This window comes from Streptomyces pallidus (ex Mingjun et al. 2026), assembly GCF_051550185.1.
Classification (GTDB): domain Bacteria; phylum Actinomycetota; class Actinomycetes; order Streptomycetales; family Streptomycetaceae; genus Streptomyces.
This window is the reverse complement of record NZ_CP196181.1, coordinates 817,788-840,536: the sequence shown is the minus strand read 5'-3', so window position 1 is coordinate 840,536 and position 22,749 is coordinate 817,788. Positions and strand designations below refer to the sequence as shown.

The 22,749-nt window shown below is 74.0% G+C and carries 17 protein-coding genes; 12 read left to right on the top strand and 5 right to left on the bottom strand.

Going from position 1 to position 22,749, the window contains the following annotated elements; all coding sequences use genetic code 11:
* The first annotated feature begins 81 nt into the window (after nucleotides 1–81).
* The 3 genes from ACSHWO_RS03505 to ACSHWO_RS03495 all read left to right on the top strand — a co-directional run bounded on the left by ACSHWO_RS03505 (nucleotide 82) and on the right by ACSHWO_RS03495 (nucleotide 3,661).
* On the top strand, nucleotides 82–1,272 hold the full coding sequence (locus ACSHWO_RS03505) for an MFS transporter (protein ID WP_438310002.1): 1,191 nt from the start codon (nucleotides 82–84) through the stop codon (nucleotides 1,270–1,272).
* 14 nt (nucleotides 1,273–1,286) lie between these two features.
* Entirely contained in the window at nucleotides 1,287–1,916 is a 630-nt protein-coding gene (locus tag ACSHWO_RS03500; RefSeq protein ID WP_438310001.1) for an HAD family hydrolase, read from the top strand.
* Between the two features lie 302 nt (nucleotides 1,917–2,218).
* Complete coding sequence (locus ACSHWO_RS03495; RefSeq protein WP_385804128.1) at nucleotides 2,219–3,661, top strand: hypothetical protein; 1,443 nt, start codon at nucleotides 2,219–2,221, stop codon at nucleotides 3,659–3,661.
* A gap of 89 nt (nucleotides 3,662–3,750) precedes the next feature.
* Here the strand turns inward: ACSHWO_RS03495 and ACSHWO_RS03490 are convergent, their stop codons facing one another.
* From ACSHWO_RS03490 to ACSHWO_RS03475, 4 genes are all read right to left on the bottom strand, one after another.
* A complete protein-coding gene (locus ACSHWO_RS03490) occupies nucleotides 3,751–5,313 on the bottom strand; it encodes a hypothetical protein (protein WP_438310000.1) in 1,563 nt (520 codons plus the stop codon).
* A gap of 96 nt (nucleotides 5,314–5,409) precedes the next feature.
* Nucleotides 5,410–6,423 carry a TolB family protein gene (locus tag ACSHWO_RS03485; protein ID WP_438309999.1) on the bottom strand — a complete coding sequence of 338 codons (1,014 nt, stop codon included), beginning with the start codon at nucleotides 6,421–6,423 and terminating at the stop codon, nucleotides 5,410–5,412.
* A gap of 8 nt (nucleotides 6,424–6,431) precedes the next feature.
* Nucleotides 6,432–7,787: an MFS transporter gene (locus ACSHWO_RS03480; protein WP_438309998.1), complete on the bottom strand. Its 1,356-nt coding sequence runs from the start codon at nucleotides 7,785–7,787 to the stop codon at nucleotides 6,432–6,434.
* Nucleotides 7,788–7,939: 152 nt separating this feature from the next.
* Nucleotides 7,940–8,815, bottom strand: a complete 876-nt coding sequence (locus tag ACSHWO_RS03475; protein WP_438309997.1) for a glycosyltransferase family 2 protein — start codon at nucleotides 8,813–8,815, stop codon at nucleotides 7,940–7,942.
* A 415-nt stretch (nucleotides 8,816–9,230) separates the two neighbouring features.
* Between ACSHWO_RS03475 and ACSHWO_RS03470 the strand changes: the two genes are divergently transcribed.
* From ACSHWO_RS03470 to ACSHWO_RS03440, 7 genes are all read left to right on the top strand, one after another.
* Nucleotides 9,231–10,331: a Gfo/Idh/MocA family protein gene (locus ACSHWO_RS03470; protein WP_361085220.1), complete on the top strand. Its 1,101-nt coding sequence runs from the start codon at nucleotides 9,231–9,233 to the stop codon at nucleotides 10,329–10,331.
* Nucleotides 10,332–10,428: 97 nt separating this feature from the next.
* Nucleotides 10,429–11,427, top strand: coding sequence for an NAD-dependent epimerase/dehydratase family protein (locus tag ACSHWO_RS03465; protein WP_361085217.1), 999 nt, complete (start codon nucleotides 10,429–10,431; stop codon nucleotides 11,425–11,427).
* The gene (locus ACSHWO_RS03460) at nucleotides 11,424–12,575 is read left to right on the top strand and encodes a DegT/DnrJ/EryC1/StrS family aminotransferase (RefSeq protein WP_438309996.1); all 1,152 of its coding nucleotides are present in this window, start codon (nucleotides 11,424–11,426) and stop codon (nucleotides 12,573–12,575) included. The genes ACSHWO_RS03465 and ACSHWO_RS03460 overlap by 4 nt, the downstream gene beginning before the upstream one ends.
* On the top strand, nucleotides 12,572–13,369 hold the full coding sequence (locus ACSHWO_RS03455) for an acetyltransferase (RefSeq protein WP_361085211.1): 798 nt from the start codon (nucleotides 12,572–12,574) through the stop codon (nucleotides 13,367–13,369). The genes ACSHWO_RS03460 and ACSHWO_RS03455 overlap by 4 nt, the downstream gene beginning before the upstream one ends.
* Nucleotides 13,366–14,481, top strand: coding sequence for a DegT/DnrJ/EryC1/StrS family aminotransferase (locus ACSHWO_RS03450; protein WP_361085208.1), 1,116 nt, complete (start codon nucleotides 13,366–13,368; stop codon nucleotides 14,479–14,481). The genes ACSHWO_RS03455 and ACSHWO_RS03450 overlap by 4 nt, the downstream gene beginning before the upstream one ends.
* 16 nt (nucleotides 14,482–14,497) lie before the next feature.
* The gene (locus ACSHWO_RS03445; protein ID WP_438309995.1) at nucleotides 14,498–17,797 is read left to right on the top strand and encodes a DUF4082 domain-containing protein; all 3,300 of its coding nucleotides are present in this window, start codon (nucleotides 14,498–14,500) and stop codon (nucleotides 17,795–17,797) included.
* The gene (locus ACSHWO_RS03440; protein ID WP_438309994.1) at nucleotides 17,794–18,840 is read left to right on the top strand and encodes a glycosyltransferase family 2 protein; all 1,047 of its coding nucleotides are present in this window, start codon (nucleotides 17,794–17,796) and stop codon (nucleotides 18,838–18,840) included. Before ACSHWO_RS03445 ends, ACSHWO_RS03440 begins: the two co-directional genes overlap by 4 nt.
* Before the next feature lie 101 nt (nucleotides 18,841–18,941).
* Here ACSHWO_RS03440 and ACSHWO_RS03435 read toward each other — a convergent pair whose 3' ends face one another.
* Nucleotides 18,942–19,679, bottom strand: coding sequence for a hypothetical protein (locus tag ACSHWO_RS03435; RefSeq protein ID WP_438309993.1), 738 nt, complete (start codon nucleotides 19,677–19,679; stop codon nucleotides 18,942–18,944).
* A gap of 80 nt (nucleotides 19,680–19,759) precedes the next feature.
* Here ACSHWO_RS03435 and ACSHWO_RS03430 point away from each other — a divergent pair, with 80 nt between their 5' ends.
* Together ACSHWO_RS03430 and ACSHWO_RS03425 are read left to right on the top strand one after the other, a co-directional pair.
* Nucleotides 19,760–21,832: an O-antigen ligase family protein gene (locus tag ACSHWO_RS03430; RefSeq protein WP_438309992.1), complete on the top strand. Its 2,073-nt coding sequence runs from the start codon at nucleotides 19,760–19,762 to the stop codon at nucleotides 21,830–21,832.
* Nucleotides 21,787–22,746 carry a glycosyltransferase gene (locus ACSHWO_RS03425; protein ID WP_385804092.1) on the top strand — a complete coding sequence of 320 codons (960 nt, stop codon included), beginning with the start codon at nucleotides 21,787–21,789 and terminating at the stop codon, nucleotides 22,744–22,746. Before ACSHWO_RS03430 ends, ACSHWO_RS03425 begins: the two co-directional genes overlap by 46 nt.
* Nucleotides 22,747–22,749 lie beyond the last annotated feature (3 nt).

Sequence of the window (22,749 nt, the reverse complement as noted above, 5' to 3'; positions counted from 1 at the left end):
TATTGTGTGCGCAAAACAGTGGAGTCGGCGTCAAACTGAACACTGCACGTGTTCGCAGCGCCATGGGCGAGGGGAGGGGCGATGTCCGCCACCAGTGAGGCCGACCGGCCGGAGGTCTCGGGGAGCCGCCTCCTCGGGCCGGTCGCGATCGCCGCCTCGTGCGCCGCGTTCGTCGTGATCGGCGCCCTCCAGGCGCTCTACGGCCCGGCGATCCCGGCACTGAGGGAGGAGTACGGCATCAGCCCCGCCGCGGCCGGGCTCGGCCTCAGCGGCCACTTCGCGGGCGCGCTCCTGGGCGTACTCGCCTACCACCTGCTGCGCCGGCGCCTGAACGACCGGGCGCTGCTCGGCGGTTCCTACGTGCTCATGGCCGCGGGCGCGGCGGGCTTCGCACTCGCGCCCGGCTGGGTCACGGCCCTGGCCGGGGCCTTCGTGACCGGACTGGGCTTCGGCGGCATCGACTACGGCCTCAACCACCTCTTCGCCGTCGGCTTCGGCCACCGCAGCACCGCCATGCTCAATCTGCTCAACGGGCACTTCGGCATCGGCGCCATCGCCGGCCCGGCCCTGATCGGCCGGCTCGGCGCGGACGCCTACCCCGGGATCTTCCTCGGCCTGGCCGCGGCCAGCCTGCTGATCCCGCTCACCCTGGGCGGCGTGGCCCTGCGGGAGCCCGAACCGGCCGAGGCGGAGGGGCGGTCCGCGGGGGGCGTCCGGGTGCTGCCGGTCATCGCCGGGTTCGTCGGCGTCTACGTGCTGCACGTCGCCGTCGAGACCGGCGTCGGCGGCTGGGAGCCCACCCACCTCGAAGCCGCCGGGTACGGGGCGGCCGCCGCGGCCACCGCCACCTCCGCCTACTGGGCCGCCATGACGGCGGGCCGGTTCCTCGTCGTACCGATCGGACTGCGCTGCTCCGCGCCGTCGATCCTGGCCGTCTGCTGTGCGGGCATGGCCGGCTTCCTCCTGCTGGCCACCGTCCCGGCGCTCGCCCCGTACGCGTACGTCGGCGTCGGCCTCGCGATCGCCCCGGTCTTCCCGACCTGCCTGCCCTGGCTGAACCGGGCCGTGCCCGGGGTGGCCGCGGCCGGGGCGTACGTGATCGCCGCCTCGATGGTCGGCGGCGTCGCCTTTCCGCCACTGCTCGGCGCGGTGATCGACACGCTGGGGGTGGACGCGGTACCCCTGGTGCTGTTCGGACTCGCCGTCGCCTGCGCCGCCCTGAGCCTGTTGCTGCGCAGGAACGCCCCCCTGCACGGATCCCGAGGAAAGTGAGGTGTCGCCGGAAGATGGGGAACCGAAAGGTGCAAGCCGTCCTCTTCGACATGTTCGGTGTGATCGCCCGCCTCCAGTCGCCCGGGTCCCGGGCCGTACTGGAGCGCACGGCCGGCGCCGACCCCGAGCGCTTCTGGGAGGCGTACTGGTCCCGGCGCCCGCCGTACGACCGGGGTGAGGTGGCCGGACCGGCCTACTGGGCGGACGTCTGCGCCCAGCTCGGCATCCCGCTCGACGACCGCCTGGTCGGGGAGCTGATCGCCGCAGACCTCGCCAGTTGGAGCGAGGTCGACCGACGCAGCGTGGACCTGCTGGGTGCGCTCGCCGACCGGGGGGTCGTCCTCGGGCTCCTCTCCAACATCCCCGAGGAGCTCGCTGCCCGGTACGAGGCCGCCCAGCCCTGGCTGGACCGGTTCACGGTCGTCGGGCTCTCCTGCCGGATCGGCAGTGCGAAGCCCGAACCGGACGCGTACACATGGTGCGTTCGGGCACTCGGGCTGGCGGCCGAGGAGATCCTGTTCGTCGACGACAACGTCGGGAACGTCCGGGCCGCGCGTGAACTCGGCCTGCGCGGCCATGTGTTCACGTCCCACGAGGCGCTTGCGGCCGAGCTGGAGGCCGCACTGGAGATCCGGCTGGGGTGACGGGGGCGGGCCGGGAGCCGGGTCCTCGCGTCGTGCGGGCGGCAACACGCTGCGGATTGCGCCGACTTCCGCAGCGCGGCGCGGGGCTCCGGCCGGGGGTGAGAGGCGGGCTTACGTCGTCCATCCGGCCGGAACCCGCTGATCCGTTACGTACGGCGACGGCCCGGCACACACGCTGTCGATCGTGATCCTTCGGTCGGGGTGGCCGAATATCGCCGTTGTGGTGGACATGCCTGCCATGATCGCTTCTCACGTTACTTGTCGGTAGCGTAACTTCCCCCCAACCAGAAGGTCTTACGTACGTGCGCATGCTCGCCAGACGCCTCCTGCTGCCCGGCATCACCACGCTGGCGCTCACCGTCACCGGCTGCTCCTCGGCCACGCACACCGGGGCCGCAGGCCCCGCCGACCCGGCCAACCCCACCCCCGTGGCCGACGGCACGCAGCAGCTCGAGGTCGCCGCGGCCCCGGAGGGCACGCCCGCACCGGCCGGGATCGCCCGCGTCGGGGCCGGCAAGGGCACCCCGGAGAAGGCCGCGCTGAAGGTCGCCTCCTTCGACCAGAAGACCGGCCGCGCCGTCATAGCCTCGGCCCCGCAGGGCCCCACCCCCTCGAAGAACCCGCCGAGCACCAAGGGGCCGCAGAACTCGCCCGGTTCGTCCGCCTCGCCGAGCCAGTCCCCGGCGGCCGACAAGCCCGTCGCCGTGGGCGACGTCATCGCCAGCGCCCCCGCCCCCGGCGCCCCCAACGGCCTCCTCGCGAAGGTCACCGAGGTCGTCGGCAAGACCGACCGCGGCACCGAGGTCAAGACGGCCCCCACCACGCTGGCCTCGGTCCTGAACGACGACAAGGCCGACGGCAAGGTCCCCGTCGACCCGTCCGCGGTCACGGTCGAGCCCCTGATGAAGGGCGTCACCTTCTCCTGGGCCAAGACCGGCGGCATGAAGTTCGGCCCCGAGGGCGCGAAGCTGCCCCTCGGCAACCTGCGGCTCGACGTGAACGCCCCGATCGAGACCGCCCCCGGCGCCCCCGTCTCGGCCGGCGCCTCGGTCGCCGGCTTCGTCCAGCTCGCCCCCACCGTGGAGTTCGCCTACGACGGCTCGGGCGGCACCGGTCCCCGCACGGCCTTCCTCGGCATGAGCGGTGACTGGTCCTCGCAGTGGAGCCTCAAGGGACACGCCGCCGCGAGCACCGGATCGCCCAAGCGGATCCCGTTCGCGAAGCTGCACACCGCCCCCGTCATCCAGGTGGGCCCCGTCCCCGTCGTCGTCAACCTCGACCTGACCTGCTACGTCCAGGTGGAGGCCGACGGCCGCGTCACCCTGGAGGTCAAGCAGGACGTCAAGGGCGACTTCCGCGTCGGCGGCAGCTACGCCACCGGCAAGGGCTGGACCCCGGTCAGCACCTCGGACGTCAAGAGCACCCCGGTGAAGGCCGAGGTCACCGCCTCCGGCAAGGTCAAGGGCGCCCTCGGCGCCGAGGCCTCCATCGGCCTGTACGGGGCCGTCGGAGTCTCCGCGGACTTCGCCCCGTACCTGCGCGGCGAGGCCGAGGCCAAGGCGTCCGCGTCGACCGACGGCAAGACCTCCGTCAGCGGTGCCTGGGCCCTCTACGGCGGCTTCGACCTCAGCGGCAACCTCCAGCTCCAGCTGTCCCTGTTCGGCACGCCGCTGTTCGAGCGCAAGATCCCCCTGGGATCACTCAACCGCGAATGGCCGCTGGTCTCGGGCCGCACCGCCGGCTGAACCGACCGACCCGACGGTCCCTGAGAGGGGCGGTACGGGCGGCGCACCCCGCGCCGCACGTACCGCCCCCTCGTTGTCGGTGGGGGCCGCTAAGGTCCCCTCCGTACCGCAACCCCGGGGGGTGACGCGCGGCACGCGGGGGCCGCCGCACCGTACTTCGGCCACACCACCGAAGGTGGCGGGACCACATGACCACCAGCACCACCCACACCAGCACCAGCGCCGCCAGCAGCACCACGACGGACCGGCCCGGCCGCGCGAGCGAGGCCGAACTGCCCCTCGCGCCCGGCGCCGTCCTCCCGAACGGCACCGGCGGCGCCGGACCCGAGGCCGTGTAGCTCACCGCCCGCGCCTACCGCCACCCCGGCCTGCCCGACGACCGGGTCGTGGTCCGCCTCTCCGCCGCCGAACCGGGCGCCGCCGAGGACCGCGCAGCCGGCTTCCTCGGCCTGCGGCCCGACGGCGAACCCGCCGTCGTCGGCCTCGGCCGCCGCCGGGAGCTCGGCTTCCCGCAATGGCTGCTGGTCCACCACCCGCAGGACGGGCACCACGCCCTGGCCCTCGTGCCCGAACTGGAGCGGATCGCCCGCCGGGCCGGGACCGCGCCCAAGGCGGCCCTGGCTGCCGGCCGCGAACTGGCCGAGCGTCTGGTCGGCTCCCTGCCGCACTTCCTGCCGGTCGTCTGCGAGGAGGCCGCCCGCGTCTTCCTCGCCGCCGGCAAGCCCGCGTTCGCGGCGCAGCTGCTCGCCCGCGCCCGCAAGAGCGAGACCAACCACGACCTCCCCGTCGACGAGGACCGCCCCGACGCCGTCCTCCTCGAATTCGCCCTGGCCGGCGCCCTCCCGGTACGGGCGCTCACCAGCCACGGCAAGGACCTGGAGACGCGCCTGCCCGCCCCGGAGGCGTACGCGCGCTTCCGCCGCCTGTGCATACGCCGCACCGCCGGCGGCATGACCCCCTCCGCCCAGGCCTCCGCCACCCTGCGCCGGCTCGCCCGCACGGCCGGCCTCGACCCGGCCACCGCCGAGCAGGAATACCCCGCCGAACTGCTGCCCCTGCCCGCCGTGCCCCGCGCGAACACCGCCTGGTGGAAGACCCACGGGACCGCGCTGATCGCCCTCGCCCGCCGGCAGCCCGCCGTCCGCGGCGCCCTGCTGTCCCTCGTACCCGCCTGCGACGAGGACGGGAACGGCGAACTGTCCGCCCTGTGGCTGGACATCCTGGAGGAGTCGGGCGCCACCGCCCCACTGGCCCGCGAGACGCCCGCCCCCGAGGAGCACTGCGCCGACGGCGCCGCCGGCTGGCTGGAACGCTTCCACGCCGCCCGCCACTGCGGCTGGGGCACCCGGCCCGCGCTCCCGCCCCTGCTCCGCCTCGTGGAGCGCTGCGCCGACCGGCTGCGCACCGAACTCGCCGCGCCGCACCGGGAAGGCGCCGCCCTGAAGATCAACAAGCCGGTCACCGCTCGCCACCCGTACCACAGCAGCGTCCTGCCCCTCGGCGGCGGAGCCTTCCTCGCCCCCGGCCGCGACTGCACGTCGAAGGCCGACGGCTACAGGTCGTCCTCGCCCGGGTACGGCTCCCGTGCCAGCGCCAGGTTCGCCCGGACCCCCACCTCCCGCCAGGCGTACCGCCGAGCGCAGATCGGCCATCTGGCGTGCCTCGGCGCGCAGGAACGCGGCCTCCAGCGACCAGCACACCTACCACCCGACGGGCCCGCGGGGGAGCGGATCCGGCCACGGCGGCCGTCAGCCGAGGCGGGTCGGGGAGGAGGCGGCCGGGGCGAGGAGGCGGGGGGCGCCCGAGCCGTCCGCCGGGACCGTCCACAGGTCCGAGGTGTCCGCAGCCCCGTCCGCGGGCAGCGCGTAGGCCACGGTGCGGTCGTCGAGCCAGAGGGCCTGGTCGTCCACGCTGTGCTTCTCCGCGAGCGGGTGCTCGCGCAGCGTCCGCAGGTCCATGACGTGCTCGCGCCACAGCTGCGCCCCGCCTTGCACCCGCTTCTTGTACGCGATCCGCGTCTCGTCGGGCGACAGCGACGGGCACTCGACGTTCTTGGCCAGGGCGGTGACGCTGCGCTGCCCGATCGAGCCCTTCACCAGGTACGTCTGGCCGGCCGTGCCGAGCGTGGCGTAGAAGGTGTCGTCGTCCTTGGCGAAGGTGACGCCCCAGAAGTTCACGTCCGCCGCGGTGTACGGCTTGCCGTCGACGACGACGGCGAACTTCTCCAGGTCTGCCTCCAGCGTTCCGCTGCGGGTGTCCGCGATCGCGGTACGGGTGGAGAAGAACGCCGACCCGTACGACTCCCCGGACACGAAGACGGTCCACGCGGCGAACCGACCGCTGGGGGAGACCCGGGCCCGGGAGGGGGTGCCCGCGAGGGGGAAGCTGCGCACCGGCCGCAGCTGCGCGTCGACGATGACCGCCCGGTTGTCCTGGGCGAGGGCGCCCGGCGCGGAGACCAGGCACACCCCGGTGCCGGCGGCGGCGTGGAACCGCTTGCAGTTCAGGCCCGAGGCGGTCCGCCCGCCCTCCGGCGCCCCGGCCGCGACCGAGACGACGGACCCGTGGTGCGGGCCCGGCGCCCCGTTGAGGAAGGCCAGGCCGTCCGGCCGGTCCAGGGTGACGCGGCCCTCGGCGACCGCGGGGTCGCCTTCCCGGGTCCGCTCGGTGCGGGCGGCGGCGCGCACCACCAGCACGGCGGCGAGCCCGCCGAGGAGCAGCACGGCCAGGACGAGTACGAGCAGGCGGCGGGAGCGCGTCATCGGGTTCCTCAGGAGCGTCGGGCCGGGGCGGGAACGCCGTCCGGGCCCGTCGGGCGGAGTACGAAGCCTGCGACGGCCGCGCAGCAGCACAGGCCGGCCGCGGCGGCGGCGAGCGCGTGGCCCGGGCCCCACAGCGTCCACGCGCCGCCGAGGGCGACCGAGCAGCCGAAGCGGGCCAGCGCCTGGCCGGTGCCGACGACGGCGAGCCCGGTGGCCCGCAGCCGGGCGGGCACGGCCGCGCCGACGGCGGCGGGCAGCACCCCGTCGGTGGCTGCGTAGAACATGCCGTGCAGCGCGAGGACCAGGAACGGCAGGGCCGGCCAGGCGGGCGCCCACAGCAGCAGCCCGTACCCGGCGAGCAGCAGGGCGTGCCCGGTCAGGAACACCGCGCGGCGCCCGATCCGGTCGGCGAGGACGCCGGCTGGCACGGCCAGCAGCAGGAACACCGCGGCGGTGCCCAGGGGGAGCAGCGGGAACCAGCGCTCGCCGATGCCGGTGCGGTCCTGGAGCAGCAGGTACAGGAAGGCGTCGCTGACGGTGGTCAGCCCCAGCAGGGCGGCGCAGGCCGCGAGGGCACGCAGCCGGGGGAGCCGCAGCAGGGCCACGGCCTCGCGCAGGCCGACCGCCGCCGGCTTCGCGGACCCGGTGCCCGACGTACCGGTGACGGCTGCGGCGCCGGACGTACCGGCGCCGCCGGGTCCGGGCGCGTTCCGTCCGAGGCCGGTCGGCGCGGCGCCGGACGGGACGAACAGCACCAGCACCACCACCCCGAGGGCGGCCACGCAGCCGCTGACCCCGAAGACGGCGTCGTACCCGTCGACCGCCGCGCCCAGGATGAGGAAGGCCGCGAGCGGGCCGAGCAGGGCCCCGGTGGTGTCCATGGCGCGGTGCACGCCGAAGGCCCGGCCCTGTGCCTCGGGCGGGGTGGACAGGGAGATCAGCGCGTCGCGCGGGGCGGTGCGCAGCCCCTTGCCGGTGCGTTCGAGTGCGAGGACCACACCCACCGGGCCGAGGGTGTGCGCGAGCAGCAGCAGCGGTTTGCACAGGGCGGACAGGCCGTAGCCGACGCCGGCGATCAGCTTGTGGTTGCGGACCCGGTCGGCGAGGTGGCCGCCCAACAACTGCACCAGTGCGCTGACCCCGTTGTACAGGCCGTCCAGCGCGCCGAAGCCGAGCGGGCTGAGGCCCAGTCCGGCGACCAGATAAAGCGGCAGGACCGCGCTGACCATCTCGGAGGAGACGTCGGTGATCAGGCTCACCGTGCCCAGCGCGAGCACGGCCGGGGCGACGGCCCGGGACCGGACGGTCCCGCCGCCCGGTGCGCCCTCGGTGCCGCCGGGCGCGGAGCGGTCCGCCAGGTACATGCGCTTGCAGCTCCCGATGCCGACGGTCCGGGCCGCGCGGACGCGACCGTGCGCGGCTCGTACGTTCGTCCGCGCGAGGGGAACCCTAGTGGGTGTACGGGCCAACCGGGCGGCCTACGAGGGGATTTCGGCCGCGATCCGCCCGACGGGGGTCAGCCCCGCCGGCTGCTCTCGTCGCGCAGCCAGGTGGAGAAGTCCCCGGTCCGGATGGCCTTGCGGGACCCCCGGTGGGCGGCGAGGGCCGCCACGACGAAGACCACGATGCCGGGGAGCAGCCCCGGTTGGGCCAGCAGCAGCGCCCGCAGGTCGCCACCCCCCGTGCGCGCGGACGGTGCCGGCGACCCCGCCCCCGTCCCCGACCGCGTCTGGAACCGTTCCAGTTCGGCGGACGAGGTCGACGCCCGTACCTTGCGCCGGATCAGGTCGGCCCAGGTGCGCGGCGGCCGCACGACCACCCGCACCTCCTCGACCACCCGGCGCTCCCCGGGCGCGAAGGCGAGCGAGGCGGCCAGGTCGTCGGCCATCAGCGGCGGCAGGGCGGCGAGCCGGGCGTGCCCCCGCTCCGACACGGCGATCACCCCGCGCCCGAACAGCCCCTCGCGGACGGCCGGAAGCCGCTGCCAGACCCGGTAGTACGCGCGGACCGGCCAGGCGCAGCCGGACAGCGGGACGTCCCGGCCGGGGGCCGCGGCCAGCAGCTCCGGACCGGCGGCGAAGGCCTCGGCCAGGGCCCGAACGCCGGCCGCGCCGAGGACGACGTCGGCGTCCACGTACAGCCGGGGGAAGCCCCGCGCGTGCGCGTCCCCGGCGCGAAGCGCCGCGTGCTTGGAGGGAGCCGGGATCTCCACCACCCGGACGCGGTCGCCGCGGGCGCCCGCCACCGCGGCGGTGTCGTCCGTACAGCCGTTGCACACCACGACGATGTCGGGCGCCGGACGACCCGGTTCCGGGCCCTCGGCCAGGAGCGCGTCGAGCAGGCGGCCGATGACCCGGCCCTCGTTGTGGGCCGGTATCACGATGCTGGTCACCCCGGCAGTATGCACGCGCCGAACCTCCGTTCCCGCTGTTTCCCCCAACTCGCCCCGGCCGTAGGGCTGGTGGTCTAGATTGAACGGAGCCGACCGGATTCGGCGTGCTTCGGCAGCGCTGACGTCCCGCCGGAGCAGGGCAGTTGGGGAAGAGGCGGGTGCGGCGGCCGGGGGGAAACTGGCTGCCCGCCCGTGGGCCGGAGCGGCGCGTGGGGTGCCGGGGCCGGCCGGGGGGCGGAAGTACGTGGAACACGTAGGGCATCGGTCGTGGGGGGCCATCACCGTTGGGCGGGTCATGCACGGGTCGCGCAGGCGCCCGGCCCGCCGCCGACGGCACCCCCTTCCTTCGCACGCGTCCCCGCCATGGGTTGTCGTCACGCCCGCGGGCGTGCGCGGAACGGAGAAGGGGAACACTGTGAAAGACACCGCGAAGGACGCGGGGCAGGACACCGCAGCAGCAGGCGGGGGGCTGAAGAAGCCGTTAGGTGTCGCCGTCGTCGGCGCGGGCTACTGGGGCCCCAACCTCGTCCGCAACTTCCAGGCCAGCCCCGAGTTCCGGCTCCGCTGGCTGTGCGACCTGGACGTCGACCGGGCCCGCCGGGTCCTCGGCGGGTACTCCACGGTCCAGGCCACCTCCGACCTCCGGGCGGTCCTCGCCGACCCGGCCGTCGAGGCGGTCGCCGTCGCGACCCCCGCCGGCACCCACCTCGACGTCGCCCTGGCCGCCCTGCGCGCCGGGAAGCACGTCCTCGTGGAGAAGCCCCTCGCCGCCACCTACGAGGACGGACTGCGACTGGTCACGGAGGCCGAGAAGCGCGGCCTCACCCTCATGTGCGACCACACCTACTGCTACACCCCGGCGGCGGTCCGCATCCGCGAGATGGTCCGCTCCGGCGAACTCGGCGAGATCCAGTTCTTCGACTCGGTCAGGATCAACCTGGGACTGGTCCAGAAGGACGTGGACGTCCTGTGGGACCTCGCCCCGCACGACCTCTCCGTCCTCGACTTCATCCTCCCCGACAAGGTCCGGCCCGTGGCCGTCGCCGCGCACGGCGCCGACCCGATCGGCGCCGGCCAGTCCTGCGTGTCCTACCTGACCCTCCAGCTCAACACCGGTGCCATAGCCCACGTCCACGTCAACTGGCTGTCCCCGGTGAAGGTCCGCACCACCATGGTCGGCGGCTCCAAGCGCACCCTGGTCTGGGACGACCTGAACCCCGCCCAGCGCATCGCCGTCTACGACCGCGGAGTGGAGCTGACCGCCCCGCAGGAGATCGGCGAGGCCCAGCGCCGCGACATGCTCGTCTCCTACCGCAGCGGCGACATGGTGGCGCCCGCGATCGGCGAGAAGGAGGCCCTGCGCAGCATGGTCGAGGAGTTCGCCGCCGCCGTCCGCACCGGCCGCCGGCCGCTCACCGACGGCTGGGCCGGCCTCCAGGTGCTCGACATCCTGGAGGCGGCCTCCCGGAGCCTGGAATTCCGCGGCGCGGTCGTCGGACTGCGCACCGGACGCTGACCGTCCGACCGCACCGTCACGCCACGGCCCGCCGCGACGCACACCGCGGCGGGCCCGGCACGCAGCAAGCACGACAGACCTCAGTGGGGGCAAGGCGTTGAGCAAGGTTCGAGACAAGAGGATCCTGGTCACCGGCGGAGCGGGCACCATCGGCTCGCACGTCGTCGACCTGCTGGTGGAGGGCGGGGCCCGCGAGGTCGTCGTCCTCGACAACTTCGTACGGGGCCGCCGGGCCAACCTGGCCCGCGCCCTGCAGAGCGGCGTGGTGGACGTCGTCGAGGGCGACATCCGCGACACGGCCGCCGTGCGCAAGGCGACCGAGGGCGCCGACCTGGTGTTCCACCTGGCCGCCATCCGCATCACCCAGTGCGCGGAGGAGCCGCGACTGGCCAACGAGGTGATGGTCGACGGCACGTTCAACGTGCTGGAGGCGGCGGTCGCCGCAGGAGCGGGCAAGGTGATCGCCTCCTCCTCGGCCTCGGTGTACGGGCTGGCCGAGTCCTTCCCCACCACCGAACGCCACCACCCGTACAACAACGACACCTTCTACGGGGCGGCCAAGGCCTTCAACGAGGGCATGCTGCGCAGCTTCCACGCCATGTACGGCCTGGACTACGTGGCCCTGCGGTACTTCAACGTGTACGGGCCCCGGATGGACATCCACGGCCTCTACACCGAGGTCCTGATCCGGTGGATGGAGCGGATCGCCGCCGGCGAACCCCCGCTGATCCTCGGCGACGGCACCCAGACCATGGACTTCGTCCACGTCCGGGACATCGCCCGGGCCAACCTGCTGGCCGCCGAATCGGACCTGACCGACGAGGTGTTCAACGTCGCGAGCGGCACCGAGACCAGCCTGCGCGAGCTGGCCCTCGGCCTGCTCCGGGCCATGGACGCCGAGGGACTGGAGCCCGAACACGGGCCCGCCCGCGCCGTCAACGGCGTCACCCGCCGGCTCGCCGACACCACGCGGGCCGTCGAACGCCTCGGCTTCACCCCCCGCATCGACCTGCCCGACGGCCTGCGGGACCTCGTCGACTGGTGGCGGGCCGAGCGCGCCGCCGACCCCGCCGCAGGCCAGGAGGCAGCCCGATGAGCGCCCCGGACGCCCCCGCCCGCATCCCCGTCATGATCCCCTGGCTCGGCGAGGAGGAGGCCCGCGCCGCCGCCGACGCGGTGCTCTCCGGCTGGGTCGCCCAGGGCCCCCGCGTCGCCGAGTTCGAGCGGGCCTTCGCCGAACGCGTCGGCGCCGAGCACGGCATCGCCGTCAGCTCGTGCACCACCGCCCTCCACCTGGCCCTGATCGCGCTCGACCTCGGCCCCGGCGACGAGGTCGTCGTCCCCTCCCTCTCCTTCATCGCCACCGCCAACGCCGTCCGCTACGTCGGAGCGCACCCTGTCTTCGCCGACGTCGACGAGGCCACCGGCAACCTCACCCCGGCCACCGTCGACGCCGTCCGCACCCCGCGGACCCGGGCCGTCCTCGCCGTCCACCAGGGCGGTGTCCCCGCCGACGTGCACGCCCTGCGCGCCGCCTGCGCCGACTGGGGCGTCGCCCTCCTGGAGGACGCCGCCTGCGGCATCGGTGCGACCGTCGGCGGCAAGCCCGTCGGCCACGGCGCCCTGATCGCCGCCTGGTCCTTCCACCCCCGCAAGGTGATCACCACCGGCGAGGGCGGCATGGTCACCACGGACGACGCCGCCTGGGCCGAGCGGCTGCGCCGGCTGCGCGAGCACGGCATGAACGTGTCCGCCGCGCAGCGGCACGCGAGCAGCAAACCGATCGCCGAGAGCTACCTGGAGGTCGGCTACAACTACCGGATGACCGACATCCAGGCCGCGGTCGGCCTGGTGCAACTGGGCAGGCTCGACGAGATCGTGGCCCGCCGGCGGGCCCTCGCCGCCCGGTACGCCGGCCTCCTCGACGGCATCCCGGGCCTGCACGCCGTCCGGGACCCCGAGTACGGCGAGGGCAACTTCCAGTCGTACTGGATCCAGCTCGGCGAGGACTTCCCGGTAGGCCGGGACCAACTGCTCGCCGTGCTCGCCGAGTCCGGGATCTCGGCACGCCGCGGGATCATGGCCGCGCACCTGGAGCCCGCGTACGCCGGACACGCCGCGGCGCCGCTGCCGGTCACCGAGCGGATCACCAGGGACTCGCTGATCCTGCCCCTGTTCCACACGATGACGCACGAGCAGCAGGACCGGGTCGTGGCCGTGCTGCGCGGGCAGGCCGGCGGATGACCGGGCCGGCCACCGAGGACCTGCTGATCGTCGGCGCGGGCGGCTTCGCCCGCGAGACCGCCCAGGCGGTACGGGAAGCGGCCGCCGCCGACGCGGCGCACGGCCGCGCCCCCCGCTGGCGGCTGGCCGGGCACCTGGACGACGACCCGGCCCTGCACGGGCGTGAGGTCGACGGCGTGCCCGTCCTGGGCGACTGCGACCTGGTGCACCGGTTGCCCGCCGCCACCCGGGTCGTGGTCTGCGTGGGCAGCCCGCACGACTACGGGGTGCGGGCCCGCCTGGTGCGCCGCCTCGACCTGCCCGAGGACCGCTACGCGACCGTGGTCCACCCCACGGCCGCCGTCTCGGCCTCCTCGGTGCTGGGCCCCGGCACGGTGCTGCTCGCGCACTGCGCGCTGACCGCCGCCGTACGCGTGGGCGCGCACGTGGCGGTCATGCCGCACGCGGTCCTCACCCACGACGACACGGTCGGGGACTTCGCCACGCTCGCCTCCGGGGTCCGCCTCGGCGGCGGCGTGTGGCTGGGCCGGGGGGCGTACGTCGGCGCGGGCGCCCTGGTCCGGGAGTACACCACGGTCGGCGCCTGGTCGCTGACCGGCATGGGGAGCACGGTCCTCGCCGACGTGCCGCCCGGCGAGGTCTGGGCCGGCAACCCGGCCCGCCGGCTGCGCGAGGCGGGGGCCCCGGCCCTCGACGAACTGCGGGCCGACGAGGCACGGGCCGACCGGGCGCGGGCCGACGGCAAGGAGACCGGCCACCGGCCGGGGACACGGATGGGGAGCACAGCCCGATGAACCAGATACCGCTCGTCGACCTCAAGGCCGCGCACGCCGAGATCGCGGACGAATTACGCGCCGGGTTCGACCGTGTGCTCGCCGACACCGCCTTCATCGGCGGTGAAGAGGTCCGTGCCTTCGAGCGCGAGTACGCCGACTTCGCCGGCGTCGCACACTGCGTCGGCGTCGCCAACGGCACGGACGCACTCGAACTCGCCCTGCGGGCCGTCGGCGTCGGCGTCGGGGACGAGGTGGTGCTGCCCGCCAACACCTTCATCGCCACCGCCGGCGCCGTGAACCGGATCGGCGCCCGCCCGGTCCTCGTGGACTGCGTCCCCGACACCCTGCTGATCGACCCGCAGGCCGCCCTCGACGCGGTCGGCCCGAGGACCCGCGCCGTGGTCCCCGTCCACCTCTACGGACAGTGCGCCCCGGCCGCGGAACTCGCCGCGCACCTGCCCGCGCAGGCCCGCATCGTCGAGGACGCCGCCCAGAGCCAGGGCGCCACCCGGGACGGCCGCCCGGCCGGCAGCGGAACGATCGCCGCGACCAGCTTCTACCCGGGCAAGAACCTCGGCGCGTACGGGGACGCCGGCGCGGTGGTCACCGACGACGAGGAGGCGGCCGGCCTGGTCCGGGCCCTGGCCAACCACGGCGGCACCGCCAAGTACCGTCACGACGTCGCCGGGTTCAACAGCCGCCTCGACGGCCTCCAGGCCGTGGTGCTGCGGGCCAAGCTGACCCGGCTCGCCGACGCGAACGCCGCCCGCCGCGCCGCCGCCGCCCGCTACGGCGAACTGCTCGGCGACCTGGCCGCCGCCGGCCGCGTGACCCTGCCCGCCACCGCGGAGGGCAACGTCCACGTCTGGCACCTGTACGTCGTCCGCATCAGCGGGGCCGACCGGGACGAGGTCGTCGGCAAGCTCAACGCCGAAGGCATCGGAGCCGGCGTGCACTACCCGGCCCCCGTCCACCTCACCCCGGCCTTCGCCCACCTCGGGCACGGCCGCGGGGACTTCCCGCACGCCGAGCAGGCCGCGGACCGGATGCTCTCGCTCCCGCTCTTCCCACAGATCACCGCCGCCCAACAGCAGCGGGTCGTGGAAGCGTTCACCGACGCCCTGCGCTGACGCAAAAGAGGAACAGATGACAAGACGACGGACAAGGCGGCTCCGGTACTGCCTCTTCACCGTGGTCGCAGCCCTGATGGTCACGGTACTGCCGCCGTCCGCGGTGGCGGGGGCGGCGGACCCCTGCGGTCCCACCACGAACGCCATCGTGTGCGAGAACTCCAAACCGGGCACACCGATGTCCGACTGGTTCTCGCCCAGCGCCTACGGCGACATCAAGGGCTTCAGCGCCCAGATGAGCGTCCAGGCCGGCGACACCGTGCAGTTCAAGGTCCAGTCGCCGACCCCGTACCGGGTCTCTGTCTACCGGCTGGGCCACTACGGGGGCAACGGCGCCCGCCTGATGTCCACCGCAGCACAGGCGGCCCAGACCCACCCGGCGAACTTCGCCGCGGGCGGGCAGCCGCAGAGCTGCACCACCAAGGCCTCCACCGGCCTCGTGGACTGCGGCAACTGGCCCACCACGGTCACGTGGACGGTGCCCGCCGACGCGGTCTCCGGCGTGTACATCGCCAACTTCGACCAGGCGGACGGCAACGGCGTCATGCCCTACCCGTTCGTCGTCCGCAACGACGCCAGCCACTCCGACATCGTCGTCCAGACCAGCGACCAGACCTGGCAGGCGTACAACAACTACGGCGGCCAGGACCTCTACGACGGCCACGGCCCCGCGCCCGACGGCCGGGCCTACGAGGTCAGCTACAACCGGCCCATGGACATCGGCGGGGAGAACGGGGTCTACGGATCCGAGTACCAGATGATCTCGTGGCTGGAGCGCAACGGCTACGACGTCAGCTACATGTCCGGCGTCGACATGTCCAAGCGCGGCGCGACCCTGCTCCGCAACCACAAGGTCTTCATGTCCTCCGGGCACGACGAGTACTGGACCCAGGACCAGTTCACCAATGCCCTGGGCGCCCGCAAGGCCGGCCAGCACCAGACGTACTTCAGCGGCAACGAGATCTTCTGGAAGACCCGGCTCGCGCCCAGCATCGACGGAACCAACACCGCCGACCGCACCCTGGTCTGCTACAAGGAGACCAAGCTCTCCTTCCCCCAGCCGAACGGCGTCCCCGACCCGAGCGGCATCTGGACCGGCACCTTCATGGACCCGGCCAGCGCCACCAACGGCCGGCCCTACCAGCCGCAGAACCAGCTCACCGGCACGCTGTTCAGCGTCAACGGCTACCGCAGCGACGCCCTCACCGTGCCCGGACGGTTCGCGAAGATGCGCCTGTGGCGCAACACCACCGTCGCGAACCTGACGCCCTCCCAGACGGCCACCTTCCCCACCGGAACCCTCGGCTACGAGTGGGACAGCGACGTGGAGGACGCGGCCCGCCCGCCGGGCCAGATCCAGATGTCCTCCACCACCGTCGACATCGAGGACGGCAAGCTCCGCCTGGACTACGGCAACACCTACGGCAACGGCACCGCCACCCACAGCCTCGTCGCCTTCCGCGACCCGACCTCCCGCGCGCTCGTGTTCGGCGCGGGCACCGTCCAGTGGTCCTGGGGCCTGACCAACATGCCGACGTCCGACCCGGCCGCCGTCGTGGTCACCGAGGACAAGCGGATGCAGCAGGCCACGGTGAACGTGTTCGCCGACATGGGCGTCCAGCCCAGGAGCCTCCAGTCCGACCTGGTCGCGACCACCGCCTCCGCAGACACCACCGGCCCGACCGTCACCGTGACCAGCCCCGCGGCGGGTGCCACCGTGCCAGCCCTGCGCCCGGTGACCGTCACCGGCACCGCCGCGGACAGCGGCGGAGTGGTGGCCCGCGTGGAGGTCTCCACCGACGGCGGCACCACCTGGAAGGCGACCACCGGCATCGGGACCTGGAGCTACACCTGGACCCCGACCGCTCCCGGCTCGGCGCAGGTCCAGGTGCGCGCGGTGGACGACAGCGTCAACACCGGTGCCACCACCACCGTCCCGCTCACCGTGGGGCCCCAGCAGTGCCCCTGCACCGTCTGGCCGGCCGCTGCCGTGCCCGGCACGGTCAACGCCGGGGACGGCAGCGCCGTCGAACTCGGCGTGAAGATCCGCTCCTCCGTGCCCGGCTCCATCACCGGCATCCGCTTCTACAAGTCCCCGGCCAACCTCGGCACCCACACCGGCAGCCTGTGGTCCGCCTCCGGGCAGCGCCTGGCCACCGGCACCTTCACCAACGAGACGGCCTCCGGCTGGCAGCAGCTCAACTTCGCCACCCCGGTGCCGATCAAGCCCAACACCACCTACGTCGCCTCCTACTTCGCCCCGAGGGGCGGGTACTCCTTCGACAACACCTTCGCGGCCGCCGAGGCCGGACTGGCCCCGCTGACCGCGCTGCGCAGCGGCACCGACGGCGGCAACGGCGTCTACCGGTACAGCGCGACCGGCGGATTCCCGTCCACCGCCGCGAACGGCAGCAACTACTGGGTGGACGCGGTCCTGGACACCTCCACGGCCAGCACCACCCCGCCCTCGGTGACCACCACCTCCCCGCAGTCCGCGGCCACCGGCACGGCGATCACGGCCGGGGTCACGGCCACCTTCACCACCGCCGTGGACCCGGAGGGCCTGGAGTTCACCGTCAAGGACGCGGGCGGGGCGGCCGTGCCCGGCAGCAAGGTCTTCGGCGCCTCCAACAGCGTCACCTTCACCCCGGCCGGCGAACTCGCCCTCAACTCCACCTACACGGCCTCCGTGAAGGCGTCCGACCTGTGGGGCAACACCATGTCGGAACCGGTCACCTGGAACTTCACGACCAGCCCCAACCCACCCCAGGTCAACTGCCCCTGCACCCTGTGGAACAGCACCACCGCCCCGAGCACCGCCAACGTCGTCGACGACGCCAACTCCGTGGAACTGGGCACCCGGTTCCAGACCGCGGTGAACGGCTACGTCACCGGCATCACCTTCTACAAGGGCCCGAAGAACACCGGCACCCACACCGGCAGCCTGTGGTCCGCCTCCGGGCAGCTGCTCGCCACCGGCACCTTCGGCAGCGAGACCCTCTCCGGCTGGCAGCAGCTGAACCTCACCACCCCGGTGGCCGTCACGGCCGGCACCACGTACGTGGTCTCCTACCACGCACCGAACGGCAACTACTCGGTCGACGGCGGCTACTTCGCCGCCGCCCACCGCTCGTACCCGCTGGTCGCCCCGGCCGACGGCAGCGGCGGCGCCAACGGTCTCTACAAGTACGGCGCCTCCACCACCTTCCCGACCAACACCTTCGGATCGGTGAACTACTGGGTCGGCCCGGTCTTCACGACGACCCCGCCGCCCGCTGCGCAGGCCGGGCTCTCCTCGGAGGTGAGCAGCCAGTGAGCACGGTCAGCGTGGTGATCCCCTGCTACAACTACGGCCACTTCCTGGCCGACTGCGTCCGCAGCGTCCTGGACGAACAGCCGGGCGCCGACGTCCGCGTACTGATCATCGACGACGCCTCGCCCGACGGGTCCGGCGAGGTCGCGCGGGCCCTCGCGGCCGGCGACCCGCGGATCGAGGTCCGCGTGCACGAGCAGAACCGGGGCCACATCGCCACCTACAACGAGGGCCTGCTGGAGTGGGCCGACGGGGACTACGTCGCCCTGCTCTCGGCGGACGACCGGCTCGTCCCCGGCGCCCTCGTACGGGCGGCGGCCCTCCTCGACGCCCATCCCGAGGCCGGGTTCGCGTACGGGCGGCCGCTGCGCTTCCAGCACGGCGGCCCGCTCCCGCAGGCCCGGACCCGCAGCACCGGTTCGGTGGTCTACCCCGGCCAGTGGTGGCTGGAGCGGCGCTTCCGGGAGGGCACCGGGTGCATCACCTCTCCCGAGGTGGTCGTCCGCACCAGCCTCCAGCGCAAGGTCGGCGGCTACGACCCGAAGCTGCCGCACGCCGGCGACATCGAGATGTGGATGCGGCTCGCCGCGCACGCCGACGTGGGCTACGTCCGCGGCGCCGACCAGGCCTTCTACCGGGTCCACGGCAACAACATGTCCACCACCGACTTCGGCGGCCAGCTCGACGACCTCCGCCAGCGCCTCGTCGCCTTCGACTCGGTGCTCGACAAGTGCGGGGACCTGCTGCCCGACAAGGACCGGCTGTCCCGGCTGGCCCGGACCCGGCTCGCCCGGTACGCGCTGCGGCGCGCCTACCGGGCGTACGACCGGGGCCGGACCGGGGTGGTCCCGGTGGAGGACCTGGAGGCCTTCGCCGCCGAATGCCTGCCCCGGTACACGGCACTGCCCGAGTACCGGGCGCTGGTCCGGCGGCGCCGCATCGGGGCGCGGACCATGCCGTACCTCCAGCCGCTCGTGCTGTCCGCGGTCGCCGACCGGGGACGCGAGTGGCTGTGGTGGGAGTCCTGGAAGCGGCGAGGGATCTGATGGACCACCGGCACAACCCGTACGACCCGCAACACCTGCACCACCCGTACGACCGGGACCGCCGCCTCGCGCGGCGGTCCCGCCCGCCGTACCCCGAAGGTTCAGCCGGCCGCCACGGCCCCCGCCAGCCGCTCCCCGCCCGGGAGCCGGCCGCCGGACCCGGCTCCGGTGGGGGTCCCCGCACCGCTCCCGCCCGCGGTTGCGGCGTCGGCGCCCTCGCGCCGGCGCCGGTTCCGGCGCACCAGCAGCCGGTCGGTCCACAGGGCCGCCGACACCCCGGCGACCCCGGCCAGCGCCGCGATGCCGACCAGCGCCCGGCTCTTGGCGCCCTGCTGCGCTACCGCGGACGGCTGCACCAACTGGTCCACGCTCATCCGCGACGCGGCGGGGACGCCCTGCGCGTCCTGCAGCGCGGCCACGCGCCGCGCGTACGCCTCGATCACCGCGCGTACCGCGGCGTTCGCTGTCTCCGGGTCGGTGTGCTCGGCCTGCACCTGGAGCGAGGGGATCAGATAGCGCGGCGTGACGCTGGTGCCGCTGTTCCGCGGCAGCAGCCGGTAGTCGGCGGTCACCCCCTTCGCGCGCAGCTCGGCCCGGCCCTCGGGCGACTCCAACTGCTGCACCACGGCGTACGAGACGGCGGCCAGCGGCGGCTGCAGGTTGGCCAGCTGGTTCGGGTACCTCCCCGTGACCGGGGGTTTGAGCACGACGATCGCCGCACTCACATGGACCGGGGTGGGGCGGAGCACCTGAAGCGCTCCGGCCGCGGCGAGCACCGCCGCCACCACCAGGACGTACCAGCGCCGACGCAGCGCACGGACCAACTCACCAGGCGACACGGGGATTCCTTCCGTCCTGCACGATCCTCGCAGGACATCCCGCGGCCCGCCATCGAATCCGGCAGCTCGCGGGGGCGCGCGTGAGCATCCGCGACATGGCCGCCGTCCTGCGCCGCCGCTGGTACGTGATGGCCTCCCTGACCCTGCTCGGCCTCGTCGCCGGGCTGCACCTGTACCGCTCGGTGCCGGTGGAGTACCAGTCGGAGAGCTCGGTGGCCCTGCTGGACTCCACCGCGGTCGCCGAACTCGCCCCGACCTTCGGCAACCCCATCTCGAACGCCGGCGGTTCGCTGGTGGTCACCGCCGACGTACTGATCCGCACCCTGTCGGGTGCGGACGCCGCCCGCGCCCTCCACGGCCTGGGCGTCACCGACCCGTACGCGGTCGGCTTCGCCGCCAACACCTCCGGGCCGATGCTCACGCTGTCGGTCACCGGCACCGACCGGGCCAAGGTGCTCCAGGAGACCAACGTCCTGACCTCCTTCGCCGGGGAGCAGCTCAACGCCCTCCAGACGGCGGCCGGCGTCCAGCCCGCCTACTTCGTGCAGACCGCGCCCGTCGTACTGCCGCAGACCCCGGTGCCGCTGCTCAAGAGCCGCTACCAGCAGGTGCTCGGCGTGATGATCCTGGGCACCACCGCCGGGTTCACCCTGTCCTTCGTCACCGACGGCGTCCTCGCGGCCCGCCGCCGCAGGCGCGCAGCCGCCGAGGCGGCCCGGGAGGTAGCCGGGGAGACGGGCACCCCCGCTCCCCGGAGGTCCCGGCGGGCCGCGCTGCGCGTCGCCCGGGAGCGGCTCCACGAGCGTCGCCGCGGACGCAGCCTCGACGCCGCCGCCCTGCTCACCGGCTACCTGGCGCTGGCCCTGTTCATCCCGTCGAACCTGACGCTGCCCGGCCTCGGCGGGGTCGGCACCCCGGCCAACGCCTTCGCCCTGCTCTGCCTGCTCTGGTACCTGGCGACCTGGCTGACCGGCCGGATCCGGCCGGTCCCCGGGACCCGGCTGCCCCGGATCGTGATGCTCCTCCTCGCCCTCGCGGTGCTGGGCTCGTACCTCGCCAACGCGACCCGCGGCAGCTCGCACAAGGAGGTCCTCGGCGCCGACCGCGGCCTGATCGGGCTCCTGGTGTGGGTGTCCCTGGTCGTGCTGGTGACCGCCGGCATCCACGACCGACCCCGGCTGGACGTGCTGCTGCGCCGGATGGTCGTGATGGGGGCGGTGGTGGCCGCGATCGGTTTCTACGACTTCTTCACCGCGACGAACATCGCCGACAAGATCAGCATCCCGGGACTGCAGTCCAGCGTCCCGCAGATCGCCACCCTGGACCGCGGATCGTTCACCCGGCCCCGCTCCACCACCGCCCAGCCGCTGGAGTTCGGCGGGATGCTCGCCATCCTGCTGCCCTTCGCCGTCCAGCAGGCCTTCGACCCGGTCCGCCGGCACCTCGCCCGCTGGCGGCGCTGGGCGCCCGTGGTGCTGATGGGCGGCGCGCTACCGCTCACCGTGTCCCGGACCTCCATCATCGGGGCCCTGCTGGTGGTGCTGGTGATGGTGCCGCGCTGGAAGCCGGAGCGGAGGTGGGCGGCGATCGGCCTGCTGGGCGCGTCGGTGGCCGCCTTCAAGGTGATCATCCCCGGCCTGATCGGCACCATCACCGCCCTGTTCGCCTCGTTCCTCTCCAACGGCGACAGCAGCACCCAGGCACGCACCGTCAAGTACGGCGCGATCGTCCCCTACCTGGAACAACGCCCCCTGTTCGGCCGGGGCTTCGGCACGTTCACACCGAACCTGTACTTCTTCACCGACAACCAGTACATGCTCACCCTCGCGGAGATGGGCCTGGTCGGTGTCGCCGTCCTGCTGGTGCTGTTCTTCACCGGCATCCACCAGGGCGGAGCCATCCGCCGCCTGGCCCGCACCGAATCCGACCGGGAACTCGGGCAGGCGTTCTTCGCCTCGGCCGTGGTCTCCCTCGTCATCAGCGCCACCTTCGACAGCCTCAGCTTCCCGATGTTCGCCGGGATGTTCTTCCTGACGATCGCCGCCGGAGGCAGTTACCTCGGCTTCATCCGGCGCTCGGCGCCGAAGCCCCGAACCGCGGAGTCCCCATGTCCTCCCGTCCCCGCCACCCCGAGCCGGGTACCGGTCCCGTAGCCGTCCTCGTCGTCACCTGGAACAGCGCCCGGGTGCTGCCCGCCTTCCTCGCCTCCCTGCCCGAGGGCCTGGCCGGGCTCGACTGGCGCCTCGTCGTCGCCGACAACGACTCCGCCGACGGCACCGCGGACCTGGTCCGCTCCCTCGCCCCCGACGCCACGGTCGTGCAGACCGGCCGCAACGCCGGCTACGCGGCCGGGGTGAACGCCGCCCTCGCGGCCGCGGCCGGCTGGGAGGGCGGCTTCCGCGCCGCCCTCGTGTGCAATCCGGACGTCCGGATGCGGACCGGCTGCGCCGCCCGCCTCGTCGACGCCCTCGACACCCCGCTGTCCGGCGGCCGCCGGGTCGGGATCAGCGTCCCCCTGCTGTACGAGGAGGACGGCGCACTCCACCACTCGCTGCGCCGGGAGTCGCGGGTGACCCGCGCCCTGGGCGAGGCCGTGATCGGCAACCGCCGCGCCGGCCGGTTCCCGCTGCTCAGCGAACTGGTCACCGACCCGGAGGCCTACCGCGGGTCCACCGTCGCCGACTGGGCTACGGGGGCCCTGATGGCCCTGTCCCGTACCTGCCTGGACACCTGCGGGCCCTGGGACGAGTCGTTCTTCCTGTACTCCGAGGAGACCGAGTACTGCCTGCGGGCCCGCGACCGCGGCTTCGCCACCCGCCTGGAGCCCGCCGCCTCCGCCGTCCACCTCGGCGGTGACTCCCAGGTCTCGCCCCGGCTGTGGACGCTGCTGACCCTCAACCGGGTACGCCTCTACGGCCGCCGCCACGGCGCGGCCGCCACCGCCGCGTTCCGCGCGGCCGTCCTGCTGCGGGAGACCTCGCGGGCCGTCCTGGGCCGCCCCGCGAGCCTCGCCGCGGCCCGCGCCCTCGCCACCCCGTCGGCCCTGCGCGCCACCCCCGGGCCCTGACCC

What these genes read in the sequence shown, in the direction of transcription:
- ACSHWO_RS03425 (WP_385804092.1), top strand. Translation starts at nt 21,787, where the DNA reads ATGTCCTCCCGTCCCCGCCACCCCGAGCCGGGTACCGGTCCCGTAGCC.
- ACSHWO_RS03505 (WP_438310002.1), top strand. Translation starts at nt 82, where the DNA reads ATGTCCGCCACCAGTGAGGCCGACCGGCCGGAGGTCTCGGGGAGCCGC.
- ACSHWO_RS03445 (WP_438309995.1), top strand. Translation starts at nt 14,498, where the DNA reads ATGACAAGACGACGGACAAGGCGGCTCCGGTACTGCCTCTTCACCGTG.
- ACSHWO_RS03450 (WP_361085208.1), top strand. Translation starts at nt 13,366, where the DNA reads ATGAACCAGATACCGCTCGTCGACCTCAAGGCCGCGCACGCCGAGATC.
- ACSHWO_RS03460 (WP_438309996.1), top strand. Translation starts at nt 11,424, where the DNA reads ATGAGCGCCCCGGACGCCCCCGCCCGCATCCCCGTCATGATCCCCTGG.
- ACSHWO_RS03480 (WP_438309998.1), bottom strand. Translation starts at nt 7,787, where the DNA reads ATGTACCTGGCGGACCGCTCCGCGCCCGGCGGCACCGAGGGCGCACCG.
- ACSHWO_RS03455 (WP_361085211.1), top strand. Translation starts at nt 12,572, where the DNA reads ATGACCGGGCCGGCCACCGAGGACCTGCTGATCGTCGGCGCGGGCGGC.
- ACSHWO_RS03500 (WP_438310001.1), top strand. Translation starts at nt 1,287, where the DNA reads ATGGGGAACCGAAAGGTGCAAGCCGTCCTCTTCGACATGTTCGGTGTG.
- ACSHWO_RS03485 (WP_438309999.1), bottom strand. Translation starts at nt 6,423, where the DNA reads ATGACGCGCTCCCGCCGCCTGCTCGTACTCGTCCTGGCCGTGCTGCTC.
- ACSHWO_RS03490 (WP_438310000.1), bottom strand. Translation starts at nt 5,313, where the DNA reads ATGGCCGATCTGCGCTCGGCGGTACGCCTGGCGGGAGGTGGGGGTCCG.